This window comes from Cryptosporangium sp. NPDC051539 (assembly GCF_044454545.1).
GTDB lineage: Bacteria > Actinomycetota > Actinomycetes > Mycobacteriales > Cryptosporangiaceae > Cryptosporangium.
In genome coordinates this window covers 123,893-142,556 of record NZ_JBITDV010000003.1, presented here as the reverse complement: position 1 = coordinate 142,556, position 18,664 = coordinate 123,893, and the positions used below count along the sequence as shown (strand labels likewise).

Annotated in this window: 19 protein-coding genes and 1 pseudogene; 10 read left to right on the top strand and 10 right to left on the bottom strand. The window is 71.0% G+C overall.

The window, feature by feature from the left end:
• Window positions 1–4 precede the first annotated feature (4 nt).
• From ACIBZJ_RS10940 to ACIBZJ_RS10930, 3 genes are all read left to right on the top strand, one after another.
• A complete protein-coding gene (locus ACIBZJ_RS10940; protein ID WP_395928038.1) occupies window positions 5–2,266 on the top strand; it encodes a PAS domain S-box protein in 2,262 nt (753 codons plus the stop codon).
• Window positions 2,267–2,719: 453 nt separating this feature from the next.
• The gene (locus tag ACIBZJ_RS10935; protein ID WP_395928036.1) at window positions 2,720–3,205 is read left to right on the top strand and encodes a glutathione peroxidase; all 486 of its coding nucleotides are present in this window, start codon (window positions 2,720–2,722) and stop codon (window positions 3,203–3,205) included.
• Complete coding sequence (locus tag ACIBZJ_RS10930) at window positions 3,202–3,789, top strand: TetR/AcrR family transcriptional regulator (RefSeq protein ID WP_395928034.1); 588 nt, start codon at window positions 3,202–3,204, stop codon at window positions 3,787–3,789. Before ACIBZJ_RS10935 ends, ACIBZJ_RS10930 begins: the two co-directional genes overlap by 4 nt.
• On the opposite strand, the gene ACIBZJ_RS10925 is transcribed toward ACIBZJ_RS10930, so the two are convergent.
• The 6 genes from ACIBZJ_RS10925 to rfbB all read right to left on the bottom strand — a co-directional run bounded on the left by ACIBZJ_RS10925 (window position 3,786) and on the right by rfbB (window position 9,333).
• A complete protein-coding gene (locus tag ACIBZJ_RS10925) occupies window positions 3,786–4,202 on the bottom strand; it encodes a DUF2304 domain-containing protein (protein WP_395928032.1) in 417 nt (138 codons plus the stop codon). The genes ACIBZJ_RS10930 and ACIBZJ_RS10925 overlap by 4 nt on opposite strands.
• Before the next feature lie 3 nt (window positions 4,203–4,205).
• Window positions 4,206–4,919, bottom strand: coding sequence for a glycosyltransferase family 2 protein (locus tag ACIBZJ_RS10920; RefSeq protein WP_395929087.1), 714 nt, complete (start codon window positions 4,917–4,919; stop codon window positions 4,206–4,208).
• A gap of 140 nt (window positions 4,920–5,059) precedes the next feature.
• The gene (locus tag ACIBZJ_RS10915; protein ID WP_395928031.1) at window positions 5,060–6,082 is read right to left on the bottom strand and encodes a glycosyltransferase family 2 protein; all 1,023 of its coding nucleotides are present in this window, start codon (window positions 6,080–6,082) and stop codon (window positions 5,060–5,062) included.
• The gene (locus ACIBZJ_RS10910) at window positions 6,066–7,463 is read right to left on the bottom strand and encodes a hypothetical protein (RefSeq protein WP_395928029.1); all 1,398 of its coding nucleotides are present in this window, start codon (window positions 7,461–7,463) and stop codon (window positions 6,066–6,068) included. Before ACIBZJ_RS10910 ends, ACIBZJ_RS10915 begins: the two co-directional genes overlap by 17 nt.
• Window positions 7,460–8,338, bottom strand: a complete 879-nt coding sequence (gene rfbD, locus ACIBZJ_RS10905; protein WP_395928027.1) for a dTDP-4-dehydrorhamnose reductase — start codon at window positions 8,336–8,338, stop codon at window positions 7,460–7,462. The genes ACIBZJ_RS10910 and rfbD overlap by 4 nt, the downstream gene beginning before the upstream one ends.
• 2 nt (window positions 8,339–8,340) lie before the next feature.
• Window positions 8,341–9,333, bottom strand: a complete 993-nt coding sequence (gene rfbB, locus ACIBZJ_RS10900; RefSeq protein WP_395928025.1) for a dTDP-glucose 4,6-dehydratase — start codon at window positions 9,331–9,333, stop codon at window positions 8,341–8,343.
• 155 nt (window positions 9,334–9,488) lie between these two features.
• Here rfbB and rfbA point away from each other — a divergent pair, with 155 nt between their 5' ends.
• Together rfbA and ACIBZJ_RS10890 are read left to right on the top strand one after the other, a co-directional pair.
• Window positions 9,489–10,349 carry a glucose-1-phosphate thymidylyltransferase RfbA gene (gene rfbA, locus ACIBZJ_RS10895; protein ID WP_395928023.1) on the top strand — a complete coding sequence of 287 codons (861 nt, stop codon included), beginning with the start codon at window positions 9,489–9,491 and terminating at the stop codon, window positions 10,347–10,349.
• A 34-nt stretch (window positions 10,350–10,383) separates the two neighbouring features.
• Window positions 10,384–11,001 carry a class I SAM-dependent methyltransferase gene (locus ACIBZJ_RS10890; protein WP_395928021.1) on the top strand — a complete coding sequence of 206 codons (618 nt, stop codon included), beginning with the start codon at window positions 10,384–10,386 and terminating at the stop codon, window positions 10,999–11,001.
• Here ACIBZJ_RS10890 and ACIBZJ_RS10885 read toward each other — a convergent pair.
• Window positions 10,965–11,201, bottom strand: coding sequence for an MMPL family transporter (locus ACIBZJ_RS10885; protein WP_395928019.1), 237 nt, complete (start codon window positions 11,199–11,201; stop codon window positions 10,965–10,967). The two genes, ACIBZJ_RS10890 and ACIBZJ_RS10885, sit on opposite strands and share 37 nt — an antisense overlap.
• 54 nt (window positions 11,202–11,255) lie before the next feature.
• Here ACIBZJ_RS10885 and ACIBZJ_RS10880 point away from each other — a divergent pair.
• Window positions 11,256–11,957 (top strand): annotated as a pseudogene (locus ACIBZJ_RS10880) (response regulator transcription factor).
• Between the two features lie 100 nt (window positions 11,958–12,057).
• Here ACIBZJ_RS10880 and ACIBZJ_RS10875 read toward each other — a convergent pair.
• Window positions 12,058–12,321 carry a hypothetical protein gene (locus ACIBZJ_RS10875; RefSeq protein WP_395928017.1) on the bottom strand — a complete coding sequence of 88 codons (264 nt, stop codon included), beginning with the start codon at window positions 12,319–12,321 and terminating at the stop codon, window positions 12,058–12,060.
• A gap of 15 nt (window positions 12,322–12,336) precedes the next feature.
• Window positions 12,337–12,477, bottom strand: coding sequence for a hypothetical protein (locus ACIBZJ_RS10870; RefSeq protein ID WP_395928015.1), 141 nt, complete (start codon window positions 12,475–12,477; stop codon window positions 12,337–12,339).
• Between the two features lie 252 nt (window positions 12,478–12,729).
• Here ACIBZJ_RS10870 and ACIBZJ_RS10865 point away from each other — a divergent pair, with 252 nt between their 5' ends.
• The 3 genes from ACIBZJ_RS10865 to pafA all read left to right on the top strand — a co-directional run bounded on the left by ACIBZJ_RS10865 (window position 12,730) and on the right by pafA (window position 15,560).
• Window positions 12,730–13,515 carry a sensor histidine kinase gene (locus ACIBZJ_RS10865; protein ID WP_395928013.1) on the top strand — a complete coding sequence of 262 codons (786 nt, stop codon included), beginning with the start codon at window positions 12,730–12,732 and terminating at the stop codon, window positions 13,513–13,515.
• Window positions 13,512–14,111: a dTDP-4-dehydrorhamnose 3,5-epimerase family protein gene (locus ACIBZJ_RS10860; protein ID WP_395928011.1), complete on the top strand. Its 600-nt coding sequence runs from the start codon at window positions 13,512–13,514 to the stop codon at window positions 14,109–14,111. Before ACIBZJ_RS10865 ends, ACIBZJ_RS10860 begins: the two co-directional genes overlap by 4 nt.
• A 90-nt stretch (window positions 14,112–14,201) precedes the next feature.
• Complete coding sequence (gene pafA, locus ACIBZJ_RS10855; protein WP_395928009.1) at window positions 14,202–15,560, top strand: Pup--protein ligase; 1,359 nt, start codon at window positions 14,202–14,204, stop codon at window positions 15,558–15,560.
• 30 nt (window positions 15,561–15,590) lie between these two features.
• Here the strand turns inward: pafA and ACIBZJ_RS10850 are convergent, their stop codons facing one another.
• The gene (locus ACIBZJ_RS10850) at window positions 15,591–16,292 is read right to left on the bottom strand and encodes a DUF4232 domain-containing protein (protein ID WP_395928007.1); all 702 of its coding nucleotides are present in this window, start codon (window positions 16,290–16,292) and stop codon (window positions 15,591–15,593) included.
• Between the two features lie 260 nt (window positions 16,293–16,552).
• On the opposite strand from ACIBZJ_RS10850, the gene ACIBZJ_RS10845 reads away from it, so the two are divergent.
• Entirely contained in the window at window positions 16,553–18,601 is a 2,049-nt protein-coding gene (locus ACIBZJ_RS10845) for a beta strand repeat-containing protein (RefSeq protein ID WP_395928005.1), read from the top strand.
• The last annotated feature ends 63 nt before the right edge of the window (window positions 18,602–18,664 follow it).

Genomic DNA, 18,664 nt, shown 5'->3' with positions numbered 1-18,664 from the left:
GCGAATGGGCACTCTGTCGTTCGGGGCCGATGAGCCTCGTCCGGCCGCGCTGCTGGCCTTCGATCCGGACAGCCGGGTCGTGCTGGCCGACGCGTTGGCCGCCGAATTGTTCGCCTGCCCGGTCGGCACGCTGGTCGGGCAGACGCTGGCCGGTCTGCTCGCGCCGCCCGACCAGGAGCCATCCGCCCGCGGCCTGATCGCCGCGGAACCCGGCACGGTCGCGACGACCCCGTTCCGCCGGCCGGACGGCAGCGTGTTCACCGCGACCGCCGCCCGCAGCGCGCTGACCGGACCGGACGGCACGCTGGTCTCGCTGTCGCTGCGGGCCGCGACCGAGCTCGGAGCCGCGCAGAGCTGGCTCGCCGGCATCGTCCGCTCGGCCCGCGACGCGATCATCGGCGAGTCGCTGGACGGCCGCGTGACCTCGTGGAACGCCGCCGCCGCCCACCTCTACGGCTACAGCGAGGAAGAGATGCTCGGCCGCCGGATGGCCGAGCTCTACGCCCCGGAGAGCAGGAACGAGGAGTCCGACATCCTCCGCCGGATCTCGGAGGGCCAGAGCGTCGAGATCTACGAGGCGCAGCGTCTGCACCGCGACGGGCACCGGATGACCGTCGAACTCTCGGTCTCGCCGGTCACCGACGCCTCCGGCCGGATCGTCGGTGCGGCCCGCGTCTCCCGCGACGTCACGGCCCGGCACCGCGACGAGGCCAAGTTCCGCTGGCTGCTCGACGCGACCGCGCTGGCGATCATCGGGGTCGACCGCTACGGGCTCATCCAGCTCGTCAACTCCGAGGCGCAGCGGCTCTTCGGCTACCGCCTCGACGAACTGAGGGGCCAGCCGGTCGAGCTCCTGCTGCCCGAAAGCGTCCGCACCCGGCACCGGCAACACCGGTCGGTCTACGCGACCGACCCGCGGATGCGCCGGATGGGGGAGGGCCTGCAACTGCGGGCCTGCCGCCGGGACGGTTCCGAGTTCCCGGCCGAGATCTCGCTCGCCTCCATCCAGACCGACGAGGGGCTGCTGGTCGCCGCCACCGTGCACGACATCTCGGCCCGGATCGAGCAGGAGGCCGAGCACCGGCGCCTGGAGAACGAGCTGCAGCGCTCGCAGCGGCTGGACAGCCTCGGTCAGCTCGCCGGTGGCGTCGCGCACGACTTCAACAACGTGCTCGCGATCATCAGCACGCACGCGTCGATCCTCGAGGAGGACCTGGAGGAGATCGCGTCCAGCACCCCTGCGCTCGACGGGGCGCACGAGGCGGTCGCGCAGGTCCTCGCGGCGTCCGAGCGCGGCGCCCGGCTCACCCGTCAGCTGCTGGCGTTCGGCCGCCGGGAGATCGTCCGGCCCGAGGTCTTCGACCTCAACGACGTCGTGTACGACGTCCAGCGGATGCTCACCGGCACCCTCGGGGCGGACGTCGTCCTCGGCGCCGATCTCGCCGGACGCCCGGCCGCGGTGAGCGCCGACCCGGGCCGGATCGAGCAGGTGCTGGTGAATCTGGCCGTCAACGCCCGGGACGCGATGCCGGCCGGCGGCTCGCTGACCGTCCGCACCGACCACACCGTGCTCGGGCCGATCGAGGCGGGGGAGTACGGCCTGGAACGCGGCTCCTACGTGCGGCTCCAGGTGACCGATACCGGTACCGGCATGCCCCCCGAGGTCGCCGAGCGCGCGTTCGAGCCGTTCTTCAGCACGAAGGCGGCCGAGGGACACGGCACCGGGCTCGGCCTGGCCTCGGTCTACGGGATCGTCGCGCAGGCCGGTGGGGCGATCAGCCTGGACTCCGAGGTCGGGATCGGCACGACCGTGACGATCCTGCTGCCGTCGGCCGAGCTGGTCGAGACCGGCGACCGGCCCGACACGGTGCAGCTGGAGCCCGCCCGCCCGGGCTACGGCACGATCCTGCTCGTCGACGACGAGCGCGAACTGCGTGCGTCGATCGAGACGATTCTGACCCGGGTCGGGTACCTGGTGCTGTCGGCCGCGACCGGGGCCGAGGCGGTGGAGCTCGCCGCGAGCTTCCCGGGACGCCTCGACCTGCTGCTGACCGACATCACGATGCCGGGCCTGTCGGGACGCGAGGTCGCCGACCAGGTGCGGTCGACGCATCCGTCGATCCAGGTGCTGTACATGTCGGGCTTCGCGCAGCGACTGCTCACGTCGAAGGGGACGATCGACCCCGAGGTGACGTTGATCGAGAAGCCGTTCAACCGTCGAGACCTGCTAACCGCGATCGAGGAAACCCTGCGCCTGCCGGTCTAGCATCGCCGGAACCGGTTCCGCACCGCGGCGAGCACGCGCCCGATCGGGCCACGGCGCCCGCGCGACGCCGACGGCCGGCCCAGCGGTGAAGGCCGGCCCAGCGGTGAAGGCCGGCTCAGCGGTGAAGGCCGGCCCAGTGGCGGTGGCTGCTCCACCCGGCTGGAAACGCGGGCTCCGGGTACCGCGTGCAGTGCCGCACCCGGCACACGTTTGGGTAGCCTCCCGGGCGTCTCGGCGAAAGTGTCCTCGAGTCTGACCCGCGGACGCGGGAGGGGCATCGGCTGGCTCATCGGTCTCCCTCGTGCTGCCGGTGCGCACGTCCGAACTTCCCGGTCGTCCTCGCGTGAGCGTCACGGTGATGATTGCCCGAACGCCATCCTCCGCGTGATGCATGCATGCATGCGCTCCATACCTGCCCCTGCTCGGAGCCCGGTACGGAGATAGTCTCCGGATATGGCGATCTATGACATCCCGCTGCGGACGCTCTCCGGCGACCCGGCCAGCCTGGGCGATTACGCCGGGCAGACGCTGCTCGTCGTGAACGTGGCCTCGAAGTGTGGTCTCACCCCGCAGTACGAGGGCCTCGAGCGGCTGCAGAAAAAATACGAGGACAAGGGGTTCACGGTCCTCGGCTTCCCCTGCAACCAGTTCATGGGGCAGGAACCGGGCTCGGCCGACGAGATCCAGGAGTTCTGCTCGACCACCTACGGCGTGACGTTCCCGCTGTTCGAGAAGATCGAGGTCAACGGCGAGAACCGGCACCCGGTGTACCAGGAGCTCACCGCGGCGCCGGACGCCACCGGCGAGGCCGGCGACATCCAGTGGAACTTCGAGAAGTTCCTGATCGGCAAGGACGGCACGGTCGTGAACCGGTTCCGGCCGCGTACCGAGCCCGAGTCGCCCGAGGTCGTCGGTGCGATCGAGTCCCAGCTGGGATGACCGTCGGGCTCCCCGCGTCGCCCGCGGCCCGGCGTCCGCGCCGCGCCGACGCCCGCCGGAACTACGACCGCCTCCTGGACGCCGCCCGGGAGGCGGTGGCGGCGCACGGCGCCGACGCCTCGCTGGACGACATCGCCCGGCGGGCCGGCGTCGGGTCCGGCACGCTCTACCGGCATTTCCCGAGCCGGGCCGCGCTGCTCGAAGCGGTGTTCCACGACCAGGTGGAGGCGCTTCTCGAGCAGGCGGACGCCCTGTGCGTGCACACCGACCCGGGTACGGCGCTCGACCGCTGGCTCCAGGCGGTACTCCAGCACTCGATCCGCTACCGGGGCCTCGCCGCTTCGCTGCGGGCCGCCCTGGTCCGGGAGGGCGCCGACCTCACCTGGTGCCACGCCGCGATGACCGCCGCCGCCGACCGCCTGGTCATCCGGGCGAAGGCCGCCGGTGCGATCCGCCCCGAGGTCGCCGCCGGCGACCTGCTGAAGCTGATCAACGGCCTCGCGCTGGCCAACGTCGACTGCGCCGACGCCGACGAGGGCAGCGCCCGGATGCTCGGCTACCTGCTGGCAGGCATCCGCACCTAGGACTTGCCCTCGGCGACGACGGCGGCGAGCAGCGCGGTGTCGGCCCCCTCGCCGGCGGCGGGGGAGTGCGGCAACCGGTGCTGGTTGAGGATCTCGGCGTCCCGGAGCGCCACCGCCCGCGCCAGGTCGGTGATGCGGCGCTCCATGTCCCGCGTCCGCAGGTAGAAGTTGATCACGACGAAGACGAACGCGACGACGGTGGCGTAGAGCACCAGGTCGGCGCCACGACCGACGCCGACCCAATGCGCGATCGCGGTGATGTCGTCGGGGCGGACCACCGCGTACGCGGCGAACACCAGGAACGCGACGAACGCGAGGCGCTTGCCCGCCTGCAACCGGACGCCGTGCTGCCGCCGGACGAAGTAGAACAGCGACGCGGCGACCGCGAGCAGCAGCAGGAACTGGATGACCATCGGTTAGACGCCTTTATGACGCAGGGACAGCTCGAACAGGATGTTGACGCCGTTGACCAGGGACTGTCCCTTGGCCCGGGAGTAGTCGGTGTACAGGATCGTCACCGGGATCTCCGACACCCGCCAGTTCGACCGGGCGAGTTTGCCGACGATCTCCGACGCGTGGGCCATGCCGTTCATCCGGATCCGCAGGCCCTCGGCGGCCGGCCGGTTGAACACCCGCAGGCCGTTGTGCGCGTCGGTCAGCTTCAGCTTCCGCGCCGTCGGGCTGAGCGTCACCACGGTCTTGAGGACGAGCCGCTTGATCCACGGCACGGTCTCGCGCGACTCGAGGAAGCGCGAGCCGAGGACGACGTCGGCCTGGCCGGAGCGGGCGACCTCGAGCATCCGCAGCGCGTCCTCGACCCGGTGCTGCCCGTCGGCGTCGAACGTCACGAAGTACTCGGCGCCCGGGCGGTTCAGCGCGTACCGCAGACCGGTCTCGAGCGCGGCGCCCTGGCCCATGTTGATCGGGTGCTGCACCAGGTGCGCACCGGTCGGCGCGATCGCGGCGGCCGAACCGTCGCGGCTGCCGTCGTCGACGCACACGATGTTCGGGAACGTCTGCCGGGCGTGCTCGACGACGTCGGCGATGACCTGGGCCTCGTTGTAGACCGGGATGACCAGCCAGACGTCCTTGTTGTCGGGAACGTGGGCATCGGCGGAGGCGTCGTGCAGGTCACCCTCCGCGACCGCCGGGATCTCCACGCCGGTGCTCTCCGCGACTTCGTCGCTGCTCAGCACAGCGGCGTCCTCGTCCGTCACGATGCTCTCGCCTTCGTTCTCGATTCCGACGAACTGTAATGGCGCCGTGCCACTCATACCCACCGTCGAGTCACCGACCACCAGATCGTGACCAGACCGTTGACCGCACCCGCAAGTGCTGGTACCGGAATGACCGATGCATCGACTTTTGTTGTCAAACGTGCCATCCAGATCCGGTCCGGCACCGTGGCTTCGGCGCGCAGCACCCGGCGCCGCGCGCGGATGTGCGAGCGGTGCGCCCACAGCCACCGCCAGCCCTTCACCTTGGCCGGGAACCAGCCCTGCGACGCCGCCATCAGCGTCATCGCGACCTCCAGCCCGGCCAGCGGGATCGCCAGCAGCACCAGGGCCTTACCGCTCCACAGCGTGGCCACGAACAGCAGCCGGTTCCGCTCGACCAGGTACATCTTGAAGGCGTTGCGGGAGAACTCGTAGCGGTGCACGGCCACGGCGTCGGGCACGTACAGCACGCGCAATCCCATCCGCCAGGTGCGGATCGAGAGGTCGGCGTCCTCGTGGTACGCGAAGTACTCGTCGTCGAAGCCGCCCAGCGCGTCCCAGTGGGCCTTCGGCACCACGACGCAGGCCCCGGAGGCCCCCGCGGTCTCCATCGGCTCGGTGAGCGTCTCCGGCTGGCCCATCCGGCCCGACCACGAGAGCCCGAGCACGTGGATCGGGTTCGCCCCCGCGTTGAGCAGCGCCGGGTCTTCCGCGAGGCGCACGCTGGCGACCGCGATGCCGACGTCGGGCTTCGACGCCTCCTCGACCAGCCGGGACATCGTCGTCGGCTCGACCACCGCGTCGCCGTTGACCAGCGCCAGGTACTCGCCGGTCGCGGCCTGGGCGCCGAGGTTGCAGCCTCCGGCGAACCCGGTGTTGGTGCCGGGGCGCAGGACGGTGACCCGGTCGAGGTGCTGCAGCACGTCGACGTCGTCGGTGGTGCAGCCGTTGTCGACCAGGATCACGTCGATGTCGACCTTCTCCGAGGCCAGTAGCGCCTCGACCGAGCGCCGCAGCCAAGGCTCCGCCTTGTAGGCGAGCACCACGGCGCTCACGCGTTCAGGCGGGTTGGACATCGCTGAGCTCCTCAGACTGTTGGGGGACGCTGCGCAGCGCGCGGCCGAGCACGGCACCGAGCACCGCGATCGTGACGGCCGCACTGGCGAGCTGGGCGATCACCGCGTCGGTCACCGGCGCGAACGGCAGCGCGAAACAGGCCGCGAAGACGACCGCGCCGAGCACCCAGCCGCCGGCGACCCAGCGGTGGTGGCCCAGCGCCAGCAGCGCGGGCTGGACGATCTGTACGGCCATGCCGGCGACCGTGCCGACCATCAGGGCCGTGACCAGCAGGTTCGAGCTGGTGAACGTGGGGCCGAACGCGATCCGCCCGGCCCAGTGGCCGAGGACGGCGCTCCCGAGGATCGCGGCGACGCCGACCGCGGCGACCAGCAGCAGCGCCGGGCGCACGGCCCGTCGGAGCGCGCCCGGGTCGCTCTGGGCGGCCGCGTGTGCGAACGACGGCAGCACCAGCGACTGCGCGCCCTGGAACACGAACAACGGGATCCGTGCCAGCACGACCGCGGACGAGAACGTCGCCGCGGTGGCCGCCCCGGCCGCGTCGTTGGGCAGCAGCCCGCTCACCACCACCGGAGCCGCGTTGGCGATCGCCAGCGACAGCCCCCAGGCCACGGTGAGCAGTCCCACACCCCGGGCCAGCCCACCGAAGGCCTCGCCGGCCGCGGTGACGGGCAACTCGTCCGGCGCGGACGTGCCGGGGGCGGCAGCCGACCCGGCGCGCCCGTCCGCCGCGCCGCCGCGGATGTCGGGCAGGAACCAGCGTGCGGTGAGCAGCACTGCCACCGCCGGCGCGAGGCAGAACGCGAGGCCGTAGGCGCCGGCGCCGCCGGTCGCTCCGGTGGCGACGACCCCGCCGAGAGCCAATGCGGCCAGCACCACACCCGCGATCAGGCGGACCGTGCCCTCGGTGCCGACCGACGTGCCGTACCGGCCGAACGCGCGGCGCCCGCCGAAGTTGCCCCGGGTGACCGATACGACCGCGTACGACGCGCTCGCCAGCAGCAACCCCACCAGCAGCACGGCGTCGGAGTGCAGCACCTCGGGCAGCAGCACCGGCGAGAGCGCCAGCGTCAGCACCGCGATGCCGGCGAACAACCCCGCCGAAATCAGCGCCAGCTGCCGCACGACCGGCCGCGGATCCAGCCCGCGCGCCAGCCGCGTCGACACGTTCCGGCTCGTCTCTTGCTCGACCGCCGCGAACAGCCCCGGCCCGATGATGTTGACCAGCAGATACACCGACGCCAGGGCCGAGTAGGCCGCGTCGTCGAACACCCGGCTGGCGATCGCCAGGAACAGGTACCCGGCACCACCCAGCACCAGATAGCCGGCCCCCACGGACGCGGCGCTGCCCAGCAGCGCACGCAACCGGGAACCACTCACGAGGCCGCCCGGGCCTTCTCGACCAGCTCCGCGAACGACGGCCGGGCCAACGCCGCAGCCAGCTGATCGCGCCACTCCGGCTGAACCGCCACCCCGGCCGCGGCCCAGCGGTCGTGCGCCAGCACGCTGTACGCGGGCCGCTTCGCCGGGCGCGGGAACGCGTCGCTCGTCGTGGTGGAGACCCGGGCCGGATCGAGCCCGGCCAGCCGATAGATCTCCTGGGCCAGCCCGTGCCAGGTGGTCTGCCCCGACGCGGTGCCGTGGTAGATGCCGGGGCCCGCGTCCGGCGCGTGCCCCAGCGCGACCAGCTGCGCCGCCAGCGACGACGTCCAGGTCGGCTGTCCGTGCTGATCGTCCACGACCGAGACCGTCGGCCGGGTGGCCGCCAGCTTCAGCATCGTCGCGACGAAGTTGGTGCCGGTCTCTCCGTACAGCCACGCCGTCCGGACCACGTAGCCGCGCGACGGCAGCAGCGACAGCACCGCCTGCTCACCCACCAGCTTGCTGCGCCCGTACGCGTTCACCGGGTCGGTGGCGGCGTCCTCCGGGCACGGTGACGACGCGTCCCCGGGCAGCACGTAATCCGTCGACACGTGCAGCAGCCGGGCGCCCGACGACGCGCACGCGTCGGCCAGCACCGAAGGCCCGAGCCCGTTCACGCGCGTCGCCGCCACCTCGTCGGTCTCGGCGTTGTCGACGGCGGTGTACGCGGCGGCGTTCACGACGACGTCGTGCCCGCCGACGGCCGCGCGCACCGCGTCCGCCTCGGTGATGTCGAGGTCGGCCCGCGTCGCGGCGGTCACCTCCGCGCCGCGGAGCGCAACGAGGAGGTCGTGTCCGAGGGCGCCGCCGGCGCCGGTGATCAGCCAGCGCACGACTACTTCTCCAGTGCGGCGCGCTGCTTGAGGGGCTCCCACCAGTCTCGGCGGTCGCGGTACCACTCCACGGTTTCGGTGAGGCCCGACGCGAACGGCACCCGGGGGGTGTAGCCCAGCTCCGACGAGATCTTCGAGATGTCGACCGAGTAGCGCCGGTCGTGGCCCTTCCGGTCTTCGACCGGGGTCACGAAGCTGTCCCAGTCTCGCCCGGTCGCGTCCAGCAACAGCCGGGTCAGTTCCTTGTTCGTCAGCTCGGTGCCGCCGCCGATGTTGTAGACCTCGCCGGCCCGCCCGCCCTGCAGCGCGAGCTGGATGCCCCGGCAGTGGTCGTCGACGTGCAGCCAGTCGCGGATGTTGCCGCCGTCGCCGTAGAGCGGCACCGGCTTTCCGTCGAGCAGGTTCGTGACGAACAGCGGGATGACCTTCTCCGGGAACTGGTACGGCCCGTAGTTGTTGCTGCACCGGGTGACGACCACGTCCAGGTGGTGGGTGCGGTGGTAGGCGAGCGCCAGCAGATCCGACGACGCCTTCGACGCCGAGTACGGCGAGTTCGGCTGCAGCGGGTGCGTCTCGGGCCACGAGCCCTCGTCGATCGAGCCGTACACCTCGTCGGTGGAGACGTGCAGGAACCGCCCGGTGCCCGAGCGGTGGAACGCGTCGAGCAGCGTCTGGGTGCCCAGCACGTTCGTCGTGACGAACTGCGCCGCACCGAGGATCGACCGGTCGACGTGGGATTCCGCGGCGAAGTGCACGACCGCGTCGTGGCCCGGCACGAGATCGTTCACCAGGTCGACATCGGTGATGTCGCCCTTGACGAACGTGTAACGCGGGTCATCCGCGACCGGGTCGAGGTTCGGCAGGTTGCCCGAGTACGTCAACGAGTCCAGCACCGTCACCGACCACTCCGCCGCGCCGGCGTAACCGCCGGTCAGCAGAGTGCGGACGTAATGCGACCCGATGAAACCGGCGCCCCCGGTGACAAGAATCCTCACGGCGCGGGAGTGTAGTCACCGGGAGCGACACAGCGTGAATCGCCGAGCCGCCGCACGCCGGGGTTGTACCGCGCTGCGAGGGGCGTCACTTTCACCGAAGGTAGGCGCCCGGGCACGCGAACATCGCGCCTTCTGAATCGCGTACGCTGCGCACCGTGCGCGGAATCCTCCTGGCCGGCGGCACAGGTTCCCGTCTGTGGCCGATTACTCACGCTGTGTCGAAGCAATTGATGCCTGTCTTCGACAAGCCGATGGTGTATTACCCGCTGTCAACGTTGATGTACGCGGGCGTCCGGGAAGTACTGGTGATCACCACACCGGGGGACGCGGCGCAGTTCGAGAAGTTGCTCGGCGACGGCTCGCAGTGGGGCATGGACATCCAGTACGCGGTGCAGCCCTCTCCCGACGGGATCGCGCAGGCGTTCCTGATCGGTGCGGAATTCATCGGCGACGAGCCGGTGGCGCTGGTGCTCGGCGACAACATCTTCCACGGTGCCGGTCTGGGCCGGCAGCTCTCGACGCACAACGGGCTCACCGGTGGGCGCGTGTTCGCGTACCCGGTGGCCGACCCCGAGGCCTACGGCGTCGTCGAGTTCGACGAGACCGGCACCGTGCTCTCCCTCGAGGAGAAGCCGGAGAAGCCGAAGAGCAAGTACGTCGTCCCAGGGCTGTACTTCTACGACAACCGCGTCGTGGAGATCACCCGCGGCCTGAAGCCCAGTGCCCGGGGCGAGCTCGAGATCACCGCGGTCAACCAGGCCTACCTGGACGAGCACCAGCTGAAGGTCACGGTGCTCGACCGGGGCACGGCCTGGCTGGACACGGGCACGTTCACCTCGCTGGTCCAGGCGGCGGAGTACGTCCGGGTCATCGAGGAGCGGCAGGGCTTCAAGATCGGCTGCGTCGAGGAAGTGGCCTGGCGGCAGGGCTACATCGACGACGCCCAGCTGCGCGCGCTCGCCGAACCGCTGCGCAAGTCCGGCTACGGCGATTACCTGATCGAGATCCTCGGCTAGGGTTCCGAAAAACCCCGGGACGGAAGGTCTGGACGTGGCGACGAACGAGGCACCTGGTACGGCCGGCGCGGATTACGCCGAACGGCTGCAGCGGCTGGAAACGGCCCGCTGGAAGCAGGTGCTCAACGTCCAGGCCCCGTACCGGTGGAACCTGCGCCGCCTGAAGCTCGGCCGCACGCTCGACGTCGGCTGCGGCATCGGGCGCAACCTCTCGCACCTGTCCGACGGCAAGAACCCTCCGCCGGTCGGCGTCGACCACAACCCGACGTCGATCGAGCTCGCCCGGGAACGCGGCTTCACCGCGTACACGGTGGACGACTTCTTCGCCTCGGACGAGATGGAGCCCGGCTCGTTCGACGCGATCCTGGCCTCGCACCTGGTGGAGCACCTGCTCGAGCCGGACGCGAAGGCCGTCGTCGAGTCGTACCTGCCCTACCTCCGCTCCGGCGGCCGGGTCGTGTTCATCACGCCGCAGGAGAAGGGCTTCACCACCGACGCGACCCACGTCCGGTTCAGCGCCTTCGACGAGGTGTCGGCGCTGGCCCGCGACGTGGGTCTGACGGTCGTCAAGAAGTACTCGTTCCCGTTCCCGCGGTTCGCCGGGAAGTTCTTCGCCTACAACGAGTTCGTGGTCGTCGCGCGCAAGCCCTGAGATCGCCCCGGTCGTCCGGGCCGCCACCACGTCTTCTCACCCAGGACCCCGAGAAGTGCGGGCATCAGCAGTGCCCGCACCACGGTCGCGTCCAGCAGGATGCCGATCGCCAGCGCGCTCGCGAACACTTTGAGTTCGGTCACCGGGGCCGCGGCCAGCGAGGCGAACGCGAGCGCGAGGATGTCTGCGGTCGAGCCCACGGATTCCCAGGTTTTTCCCAGCCTTCGGACGCGCCCGGACGCCAGGATGACTCCATGACCGAGGGACGGCCGACCGGCGAACCGCGCCGAGTCCTCGTCGTCGACGACGAGACCGCGCTCGCCGACCTCGCCGCGATGGCGCTGCGCTACGAGGGCTACCGGACCGCGGTCACCGGTTCGGTGCGCGGTGCCCTGACCGAGGTCGGCCGCTTCCGGCCCGACCTCATCGTGCTCGACGTCGTTCTGCCGGACGGGTCCGGTGTGGACGCCTGCGCGCGGCTGCGTCGCGGTGGGACGACCGCTCCGGTGATCTTCCTGACCGCCCGGTACGACGTCCGCGATCGGATCGCCGGGCTGGACTCCGGTGGCGACGACTACCTCACCAAGCCGTTCAGCCTCGACGAACTGGTCGCCCGGGTCCGGGCCGTGCTGCGTCGGTCCGGCCCGCCGGAGCGTCCGCTGCTCACCTGCGGTGACCTGGAGATCGACGAGGACGCGTAGGAGGTGCGGCGGGGCGGCACCCCGGTGACGCTGACGCCGACCGAGTTCCGGCTGCTGCGGTACCTGGCCGCGAACACCGGCCGGGTGCTGAGCAAGTCGCAGATCCTCGACCACGTCTGGGGCGGGGATTTCGGCGCGAGCGACAACACGGTCCAGACGTACGTGAGCTATCTGCGGCGGAAGCTCGATCCGCTGGGGCCGCCGCTGCTGCACACGGTGTCGCGGGTCGGGTACGCGTTGCGGCCGCCGTCGTGATGCTCCGGACGCGGGTCGCGTTGACCACGGTGGCGCTGCTCGCGGTGGGGCTGCTGGGGACCGCGCTGGTGAGCGCGTGGTCGATTCATTCGGTGGCGAGTCAGCGCACCGAGTCGAACCTGACGTCGGCGGCGGCCCAGGCCGCGGCGATCCTGACGCTGGTCGACACCGGGCCGGGGGCCGACCCCGCTCCGATCGGGGCGGCGCTGGGGGCGGTGCTCAGTCGCAACGAGCATCTGTCGTTCGGGGCCGTGGTCGACACCCGGGGCCGCACGCTGGCGACCACCGGACCGGTTCCGGACGCGGCACTGGCCAGGGCCGGGGCGGTGCTGGCGGCCGACGGGCGCGCGCTTCCCGCGGACACCGTGGGCTCGTACCCCTACCGGTCCGGGCTGAGCCGGGTACCGGCCGGGGACGAGCAGACGCGGGTGCGGGTGACGCGGATATCCGGCGGTGCCGCGCTGGTCGTCGGCTCGCGTACCGGGGCGACCGACGCGCTGGTCCGGACCGTCCTCACCACGATCCTGAGCGTGCCGATCGTCGCGCTGATCGCGACCGGGCTGGCCAGCTGGTGGCTGGTGCGCCGCGGCCTGCGGCCGCTGGCCCGGATCGCGGAGTCCGCCGACGAGGTGGCCCCGAGCGGTTCGGACCACGGCGACGGGAAACCGGGCGACGGGAAGCCGGGCGACGGTAAATCGGGGGATGGGGGGCAGCGGATCGCGGTGCCGGACGGGTTCGCGAGGGGCGTCAGGTCGCGCAGGCGCTCAACCGGATGCTCGACCGGATCGAGACCGCGCGGCGCGAGCGGGACGCGTCCGAGGAGCGCCTGCGCCGGTTCGTCGACGACGCGTCGCACGAGCTCCGCACGCCGATCGCGACGATCCGCGGGTACGCCGAGCTGTTCCGCCGGGGGGCGGCCGAACGGCCCGAGGACCTGGCGACGGTGCTGGCCCGAATCGAGTCCGAGGCGCAGCGGATGGGGCTCCTCGTCGACGACCTGCTGGCCCTGGCCGCGCTGGACCGGGACCACACCCCGGTCACGGAGCCGGTCGACCTGGTCGCGGTGGCGACCGACGCGGTCGCGGCCGCCACCGTGGCCGGTGCGCGCGGGCTGACCGTGCACGCCCCCGACCCGGCGACGGTGCCTGGGGATCCGGTCGGCGTGCGCCGCGTCCTCGACAACCTGCTGGCGAACGCGGTCCGGCACACCCCGCCCGGTACCGAGGCCGAGGTGCGGGTGTCGGTCGGGGACCGCGGCGACGTACTGCTGGCCGTCGCCGACCGGGGGCCCGGCCTACGCGACCCCGCGCGGGTGTTCGAGCGCTTCTACCGGGACGGGACCCGCGGCCCGGCGCCGGGCTCCGGCGCCGGTCTGGGGCTGGCCATCGTGGCCGCGATCGCGTCGGCTCACGGGTGGACGGTCGTGGCACGGAACATGCCCCTCGGCGGTGCCCTGGTAGGCGTGACGATCGACGGGGAAGGGAGGCCGGACCGTCCGCGGACGCCCGGCAGGGGCGGGAACCGCGACGGCGGCGGGGCCAGTACGGTGGCCGCGTGAAGATTCGACCGCTGAGCATCGACGGTGCTTTCGAGATCACCCCGGTCCTGCACGGTGACCCGCGGGGGTTGTTCACCGAGTGGTACCGGTTCGACCATCTCGCGGAAGCGGTGGGGCATCCGCTCGGGCTGGCGCAGGGCAACCTGTCGGTTTCCGCGCGCGGGGTCGTGCGTGGCATCCACTTCGCCGACGTGCCGCCGGGTCAGGCGAAGTACGTCACGTGCGTCCGGGGCGCGGTCGTCGACGTCGTCGTCGACCTGCGCGTCGGCTCACCGACGTTCGGGCAGCACGACGTGGTCCGGCTCGACGACGTCGACCGGCGCGCGGTGTACATGGCCGAAGGCCTCGGGCACGGGTTCTGCGCGCTCACCGACGACGCGACGCTGACCTACCTCTGCTCGGCGACGTTCGCCCCGACGAGGGAGCACGCGATCCACCCTCTCGACCCCGATCTGGCGATCGCGTGGCCCGCCGACTCGCCGCAACTGTCGGCGAAGGACGAGGTTGCTCCGTCGCTGGCGGAACTGCGCGCTGCCGGGGGCCTTCCCGACTACGAAGAGTGCCAGCGCTACTACGCGTCGCTGAATCGCGTCTAAACAGAAACGGAGAGCGACCGCCGTACGGGGCAAATCGACCACGCTCGAAGTTGCCGGGTCAAGGTGGGAAACCCCCGCTAGTGTTCAATCATGGAGCGGCGGATCTTCGGTCTCGAGACCGAGTACGGAGTCACGTGCACGTTCCGGGGCCAGCGGCGTCTCTCGCCCGACGAGGTGGCGCGGTACCTGTTCCGGCGTGTGGTCTCGTGGGGACGGTCGAGCAACGTTTTCCTGCGGAACGGCGCCCGGCTCTATCTGGACGTGGGTTCCCACCCCGAGTACGCCACGCCGGAGTGCGATTCGGTCGCCGACCTGGTCACCCACGACCGGGCCGGCGAGCGGATCCTCGAAGGCCTGCTGGTCGACGCCGAGCGCCGGCTGCGTGACGAGGGCATCGCGGGCGACATCTACCTGTTCAAGAACAACACCGACTCGGCCGGCAACTCGTACGGGTGCCACGAGAACTACCTGGTCTCGCGGCACGGGGAGTTCGCACGGCTGGCCGACGTCCTGATCCCGTTCCTGGTCACCCGGCAGCTGATCTGCGGCGCGGGCAAGGTGCTGCAGACGCCGCGCGGTGCGGTCTTCTGCCTGTCCCAGCGAGCCGAGCACATCTGGGAGGGCGTCTCGTCGGCGACCACCCGGTCGCGCCCGATCATCAACACCCGCGACGAGCCGCACGCCGACGCCGAGCGGTTCCGCCGTCTGCACGTCATCGTCGGTGACTCGAACATGAACGAGGTCACGACGCTGCTGAAGGTCGGTGCGGCCGACATCGTGCTGCGGATGATCGAGGCCGGCGTCACGATGAAGGACCTCACGCTGGAGAACCCGATCCGGGCGATCCGCGAGGTCTCGCACGACATCACCGGCCGCCGCACCGTGCGGCTGGCCAACGGCAAGGAGATCTCGGCGCTCGACATCCAGCTCGAGTACCACACCAAGGCCGCGGAGTTCGTCGAGCGCTACGGCGGTGGCCCGGCCGCCCGCCGGATCATCGACCTGTGGGGTCGCGTGCTCAAGGCGGTCGAGGGCGACGATCTGGGTTCGGTCGAGCGCGAGATCGACTGGGTGACGAAGCTCAAGCTGATCGAGCGCTACTCCGAGCGCCACGGGCTGACGATGTCGAGCCCGCGGGTCGCTCAGCTCGACCTGGCCTATCACGACATCCGGCGGGGCCGGGGAGTCTTCGCGGTGATGGAGAAGCGCGGAGCGGTCGAGCGCATCACCCGAGACCTGGACGTCTTCGCGGCGAAGTCGGTGCCGCCGCAGACGACCCGGGCCCGGTTGCGTGGTGAGTTCATCCGGCGGGCGCAGGAGCGGCGGCGGGACTTCACCGTGGACTGGGTGCACCTGAAGCTGAACGACCAGGCCCAGCGCACGGTGTTGTGCAAAGACCCGTTCCGGGCCGTCGACGAGCGAGTGGACCGTCTGATCGCGTCGATGTAGGGAAGCGGTGCCGCTGTGGCGGCACCGCGATCACCAGTCGAGGATGTCGGTCGTGGTCGGCTGAAGTGAGCCGACCACGATCGCGCTGACCGCGAATCCCTTCCTCTCGGCCGACGAGAAACCGGCGAGCTCGGCCGGGATCGCGGTCGAGCCCGGCGCGCCGATGCGGAACCCGTCGACGATTCGGCAGCCGGTCGCGGTCGGCGGGCAGCTACGCCACTGCACACCGGCGAACGCGGTTCGCCGGGGTTGCAGGAGCATGCCCACGGGCCGGCGGGGACGGTTGACGTTCGTGGCCGGGACGCGGAGCGCCGTACCGCCGCTGGTGAGACCGATCACCGGCCAGCCGCTGAGTGCGCAGGCTTTGCCGCCGAGGTTGTTCAGGATCACCAGGCCGACGCCGGGGCTGGTCTTGCTGGTGCCGAGCTGACGGATGATCCGGACGCTCAGCTGGGTGGTCTTGCAGGGTGCGGTGTTGCCGGGCGGCGGCGGGGGAGCCTGGGTGGCCGGTTGGAGCGGCGCGGTCGTCCTCGGGTGCGGTGGGGCGAGGGTGAGCGGCTCGACCGGCTGATTGCTGGCCTGCTCTTCGGACTCACCGGACGCGTAGGGCGTGCCCGGCGGGCCCGGGGTTCCCACGGTAGGCGCTTCCGGCCCGCCGGTCGTGCTGCACGCCGCGAGAACCGTGAGAAGAGCCCCCGTCGTCGCGAGCGCTCTGAGGCCGTTGTTTCGCACGCCTGTTTGCTCCTCCGGTACCTCGCCGATGCGTCCGGTGCAGGCCAAGGATGACCGATTAGTGCTTTATATCCGCTGAGCCGCGCCGCCGACTCTTGCGCCTGATGCATGGATTCGTCCGTTACGAACGTTCCTAATAATCACTTATGTACGTTATCGTCGGTTTTGATCGCGCCGACACGGGTCGACGACCGCTACTTACCGGGCCCAGAGCCTCGAGTTTGAGTCGAAGGAAAGCGTCAATGCCTAGTTCGAGTAAAATGTCCAGAACGTGGACAGCCGGCGTCGGTGTAGCCGCCGTCGTGGCCGGCAGCACGTTGGCCGCCCTGGCCCCTCACACCGCGCAGGCGGTGGCCGCCACCGTCTCGCCGCCCACCGGCCCCTCCAACGGCCAGATCACGATCAACGCGCCCGCCGGCACGTTCCGGACCAGCACCGGGACGCTGCGGATCGGGAACACCGCGAACGTGGTCAACACCAACGCGATCCAGTTCTCCACCACCGCCTGCCCGACGACCGCCGGGACCGTCCCGTCGCTGCCCCGCCAGGTCACCGACATCACGACGAACGCCACCACGACGATCGTGTCGGGCGGTAACGCACTGTTCTCGGCAGCTGACGTGGGCCGGGCCGTGTACGGCACGCAGATCCCGGCCGGCGCCACGATCGCGTCGGTGACGAACGCGACCACCGCGGTGCTGTCGGCCGCGGCGACCGGCTCGACCGCGGGCAGCGCGACTCTGCGCATCGGCGTCCGGAAGGTCGCCGACCTCGCCACGACGTCCGGCAGCACCACGGTCACGTCGGCGACCGCGGGCTTCCACCAGGGTGACGTCGGCGCGTCGATCCTGAGCCCGAACCTGGGCGCGACCGGCAACGTCATCACCGCGGTGACGAACTCGACGACCGCAGTGGTCACCACGGCGGCCACGGCGACCGGCTCGTCGCAGACGGCGACGATCAGCACGCTCGGCCCGTCCTACGGGGTGACCTCGCCGGCGACCAACGTGACCGTGATCAGCGGCTCGAAGCTGCTCGTCAAGGCCCCGCAGTACATGTCCAGCCTGGCCGGAGGCACGACCTACAACGTCTGCGTCTACGACAACCAGGCCGGTTCCGCGGCGACCGTGCTGGCCAACGGCACCTACAAGGTCTACACCGCCCCGACGATCACCGACGTGTCGACGACCTCCGGCCCGACGGCCGGCGGCAGCAGCATCACGGTGACCGGAACGAACGTGTCCGCCGCCGCGAAGGTCACGATCGGCGGTACGTCGCTGGACAACCCGATTGTCAGCGTGGCCAACGGCACCGTGACCGGCACCGTGCCCGCGCACGCGGCCGGTGACGCGCCGATCGTCCTCAGCACCGAGGGCGGCCCGGTCACCTACGGCACCCTGTACACGTTCCTCGACGGTCTGGACGTCAGCCCCCGGCAGCTTTCCTCGAGCAGCAGCACGATCCTCGACATCTTCGGATCCGGCTTCACGGATCCGAGCCTCGCCTACAGCGACTTCGCTCTGCCGACGGCCATCACGCCGACCGGCTCGGCGACGGTGGCGGCCAGCGACACGATCACGCTCAGCGCGACCGGTGTGGGCTCGCTCGTGGTCGGTGACCGGGTGAAGCTGGGCACCGTCGGCGCAACGATCGGTGGCCTGGTGTCCGGCGGCACCTACTGGGTGACGTCGCTCAACGGGACGGCCCTGAAGCTGTCGCTGACTCCGGGTGGTACTCCGGTCGACATCACCGGAGCGACCGGAACCATCAGTGCGTTCCAGGTCGTGACGCGGCTCGGCTCGGTGTCGACCACGGCGGCCACGTTCACCGACACCGGCGACGTCGTCGGCTGGAGCGCGCACGGCCTGGTCGTCGGCGACGTGGTGCGCTTCTCCGGTGCCCTGCCGGGCACCAATGCGTCGTTCGCGGTGAAGAACAACATCCCGTACTACGTGGTCGGGACGCCGGGCACGAACTCCTTCCAGATCTCCGACGTGAAGGGTGGCCCGGCGATCGACTTCACCGACGACGGCACGGCCGCACTCGCCTGGCACGGCGACGCCGGGACCCACCTGGTGGTCGCGCTCGGTTCCTACGACCCGAACGCCACGCCCGGAACCGCGGGCGCCGTGGCGGCCGAGTGCACGGGGGCCGGCGCGATCTCCGACCAGGAGCTGATCTGCAACCTGAGCACGCCGAGCCTGGCGCCGGGCAACTACCAGGTCGCGCTGCTCGACAACGTGTTGCAGGGCGGCGACCGTTCGACGATCGTCACCAGTACGTCGTCGCTGACCTCCGGTCCGTACTGATCGGCTGAGTCGCACCTCGCCCGGCGAGCCGGCCCGGGTCTCTTCGGAGGCCCGGGCCGGCCC

Coding starts and splice junctions, on each gene's coding strand:
- ACIBZJ_RS10935 (WP_395928036.1), top strand. CDS start 2,720: ATGGCGATCTATGACATCCCGCTGCGGACGCTCTCCGGCGACCCGGCC.
- ACIBZJ_RS10925 (WP_395928032.1), bottom strand. CDS start 4,202: ATGGTCATCCAGTTCCTGCTGCTGCTCGCGGTCGCCGCGTCGCTGTTC.
- ACIBZJ_RS10845 (WP_395928005.1), top strand. CDS start 16,553: ATGTCCAGAACGTGGACAGCCGGCGTCGGTGTAGCCGCCGTCGTGGCC.
- ACIBZJ_RS10930 (WP_395928034.1), top strand. CDS start 3,202: ATGACCGTCGGGCTCCCCGCGTCGCCCGCGGCCCGGCGTCCGCGCCGC.
- pafA (WP_395928009.1), top strand. CDS start 14,202: ATGGAGCGGCGGATCTTCGGTCTCGAGACCGAGTACGGAGTCACGTGC.
- ACIBZJ_RS10915 (WP_395928031.1), bottom strand. CDS start 6,082: ATGTCCAACCCGCCTGAACGCGTGAGCGCCGTGGTGCTCGCCTACAAG.
- ACIBZJ_RS10865 (WP_395928013.1), top strand. CDS start 12,730: ATGCTCGACCGGATCGAGACCGCGCGGCGCGAGCGGGACGCGTCCGAG.
- ACIBZJ_RS10940 (WP_395928038.1), top strand. CDS start 5: ATGGGCACTCTGTCGTTCGGGGCCGATGAGCCTCGTCCGGCCGCGCTG.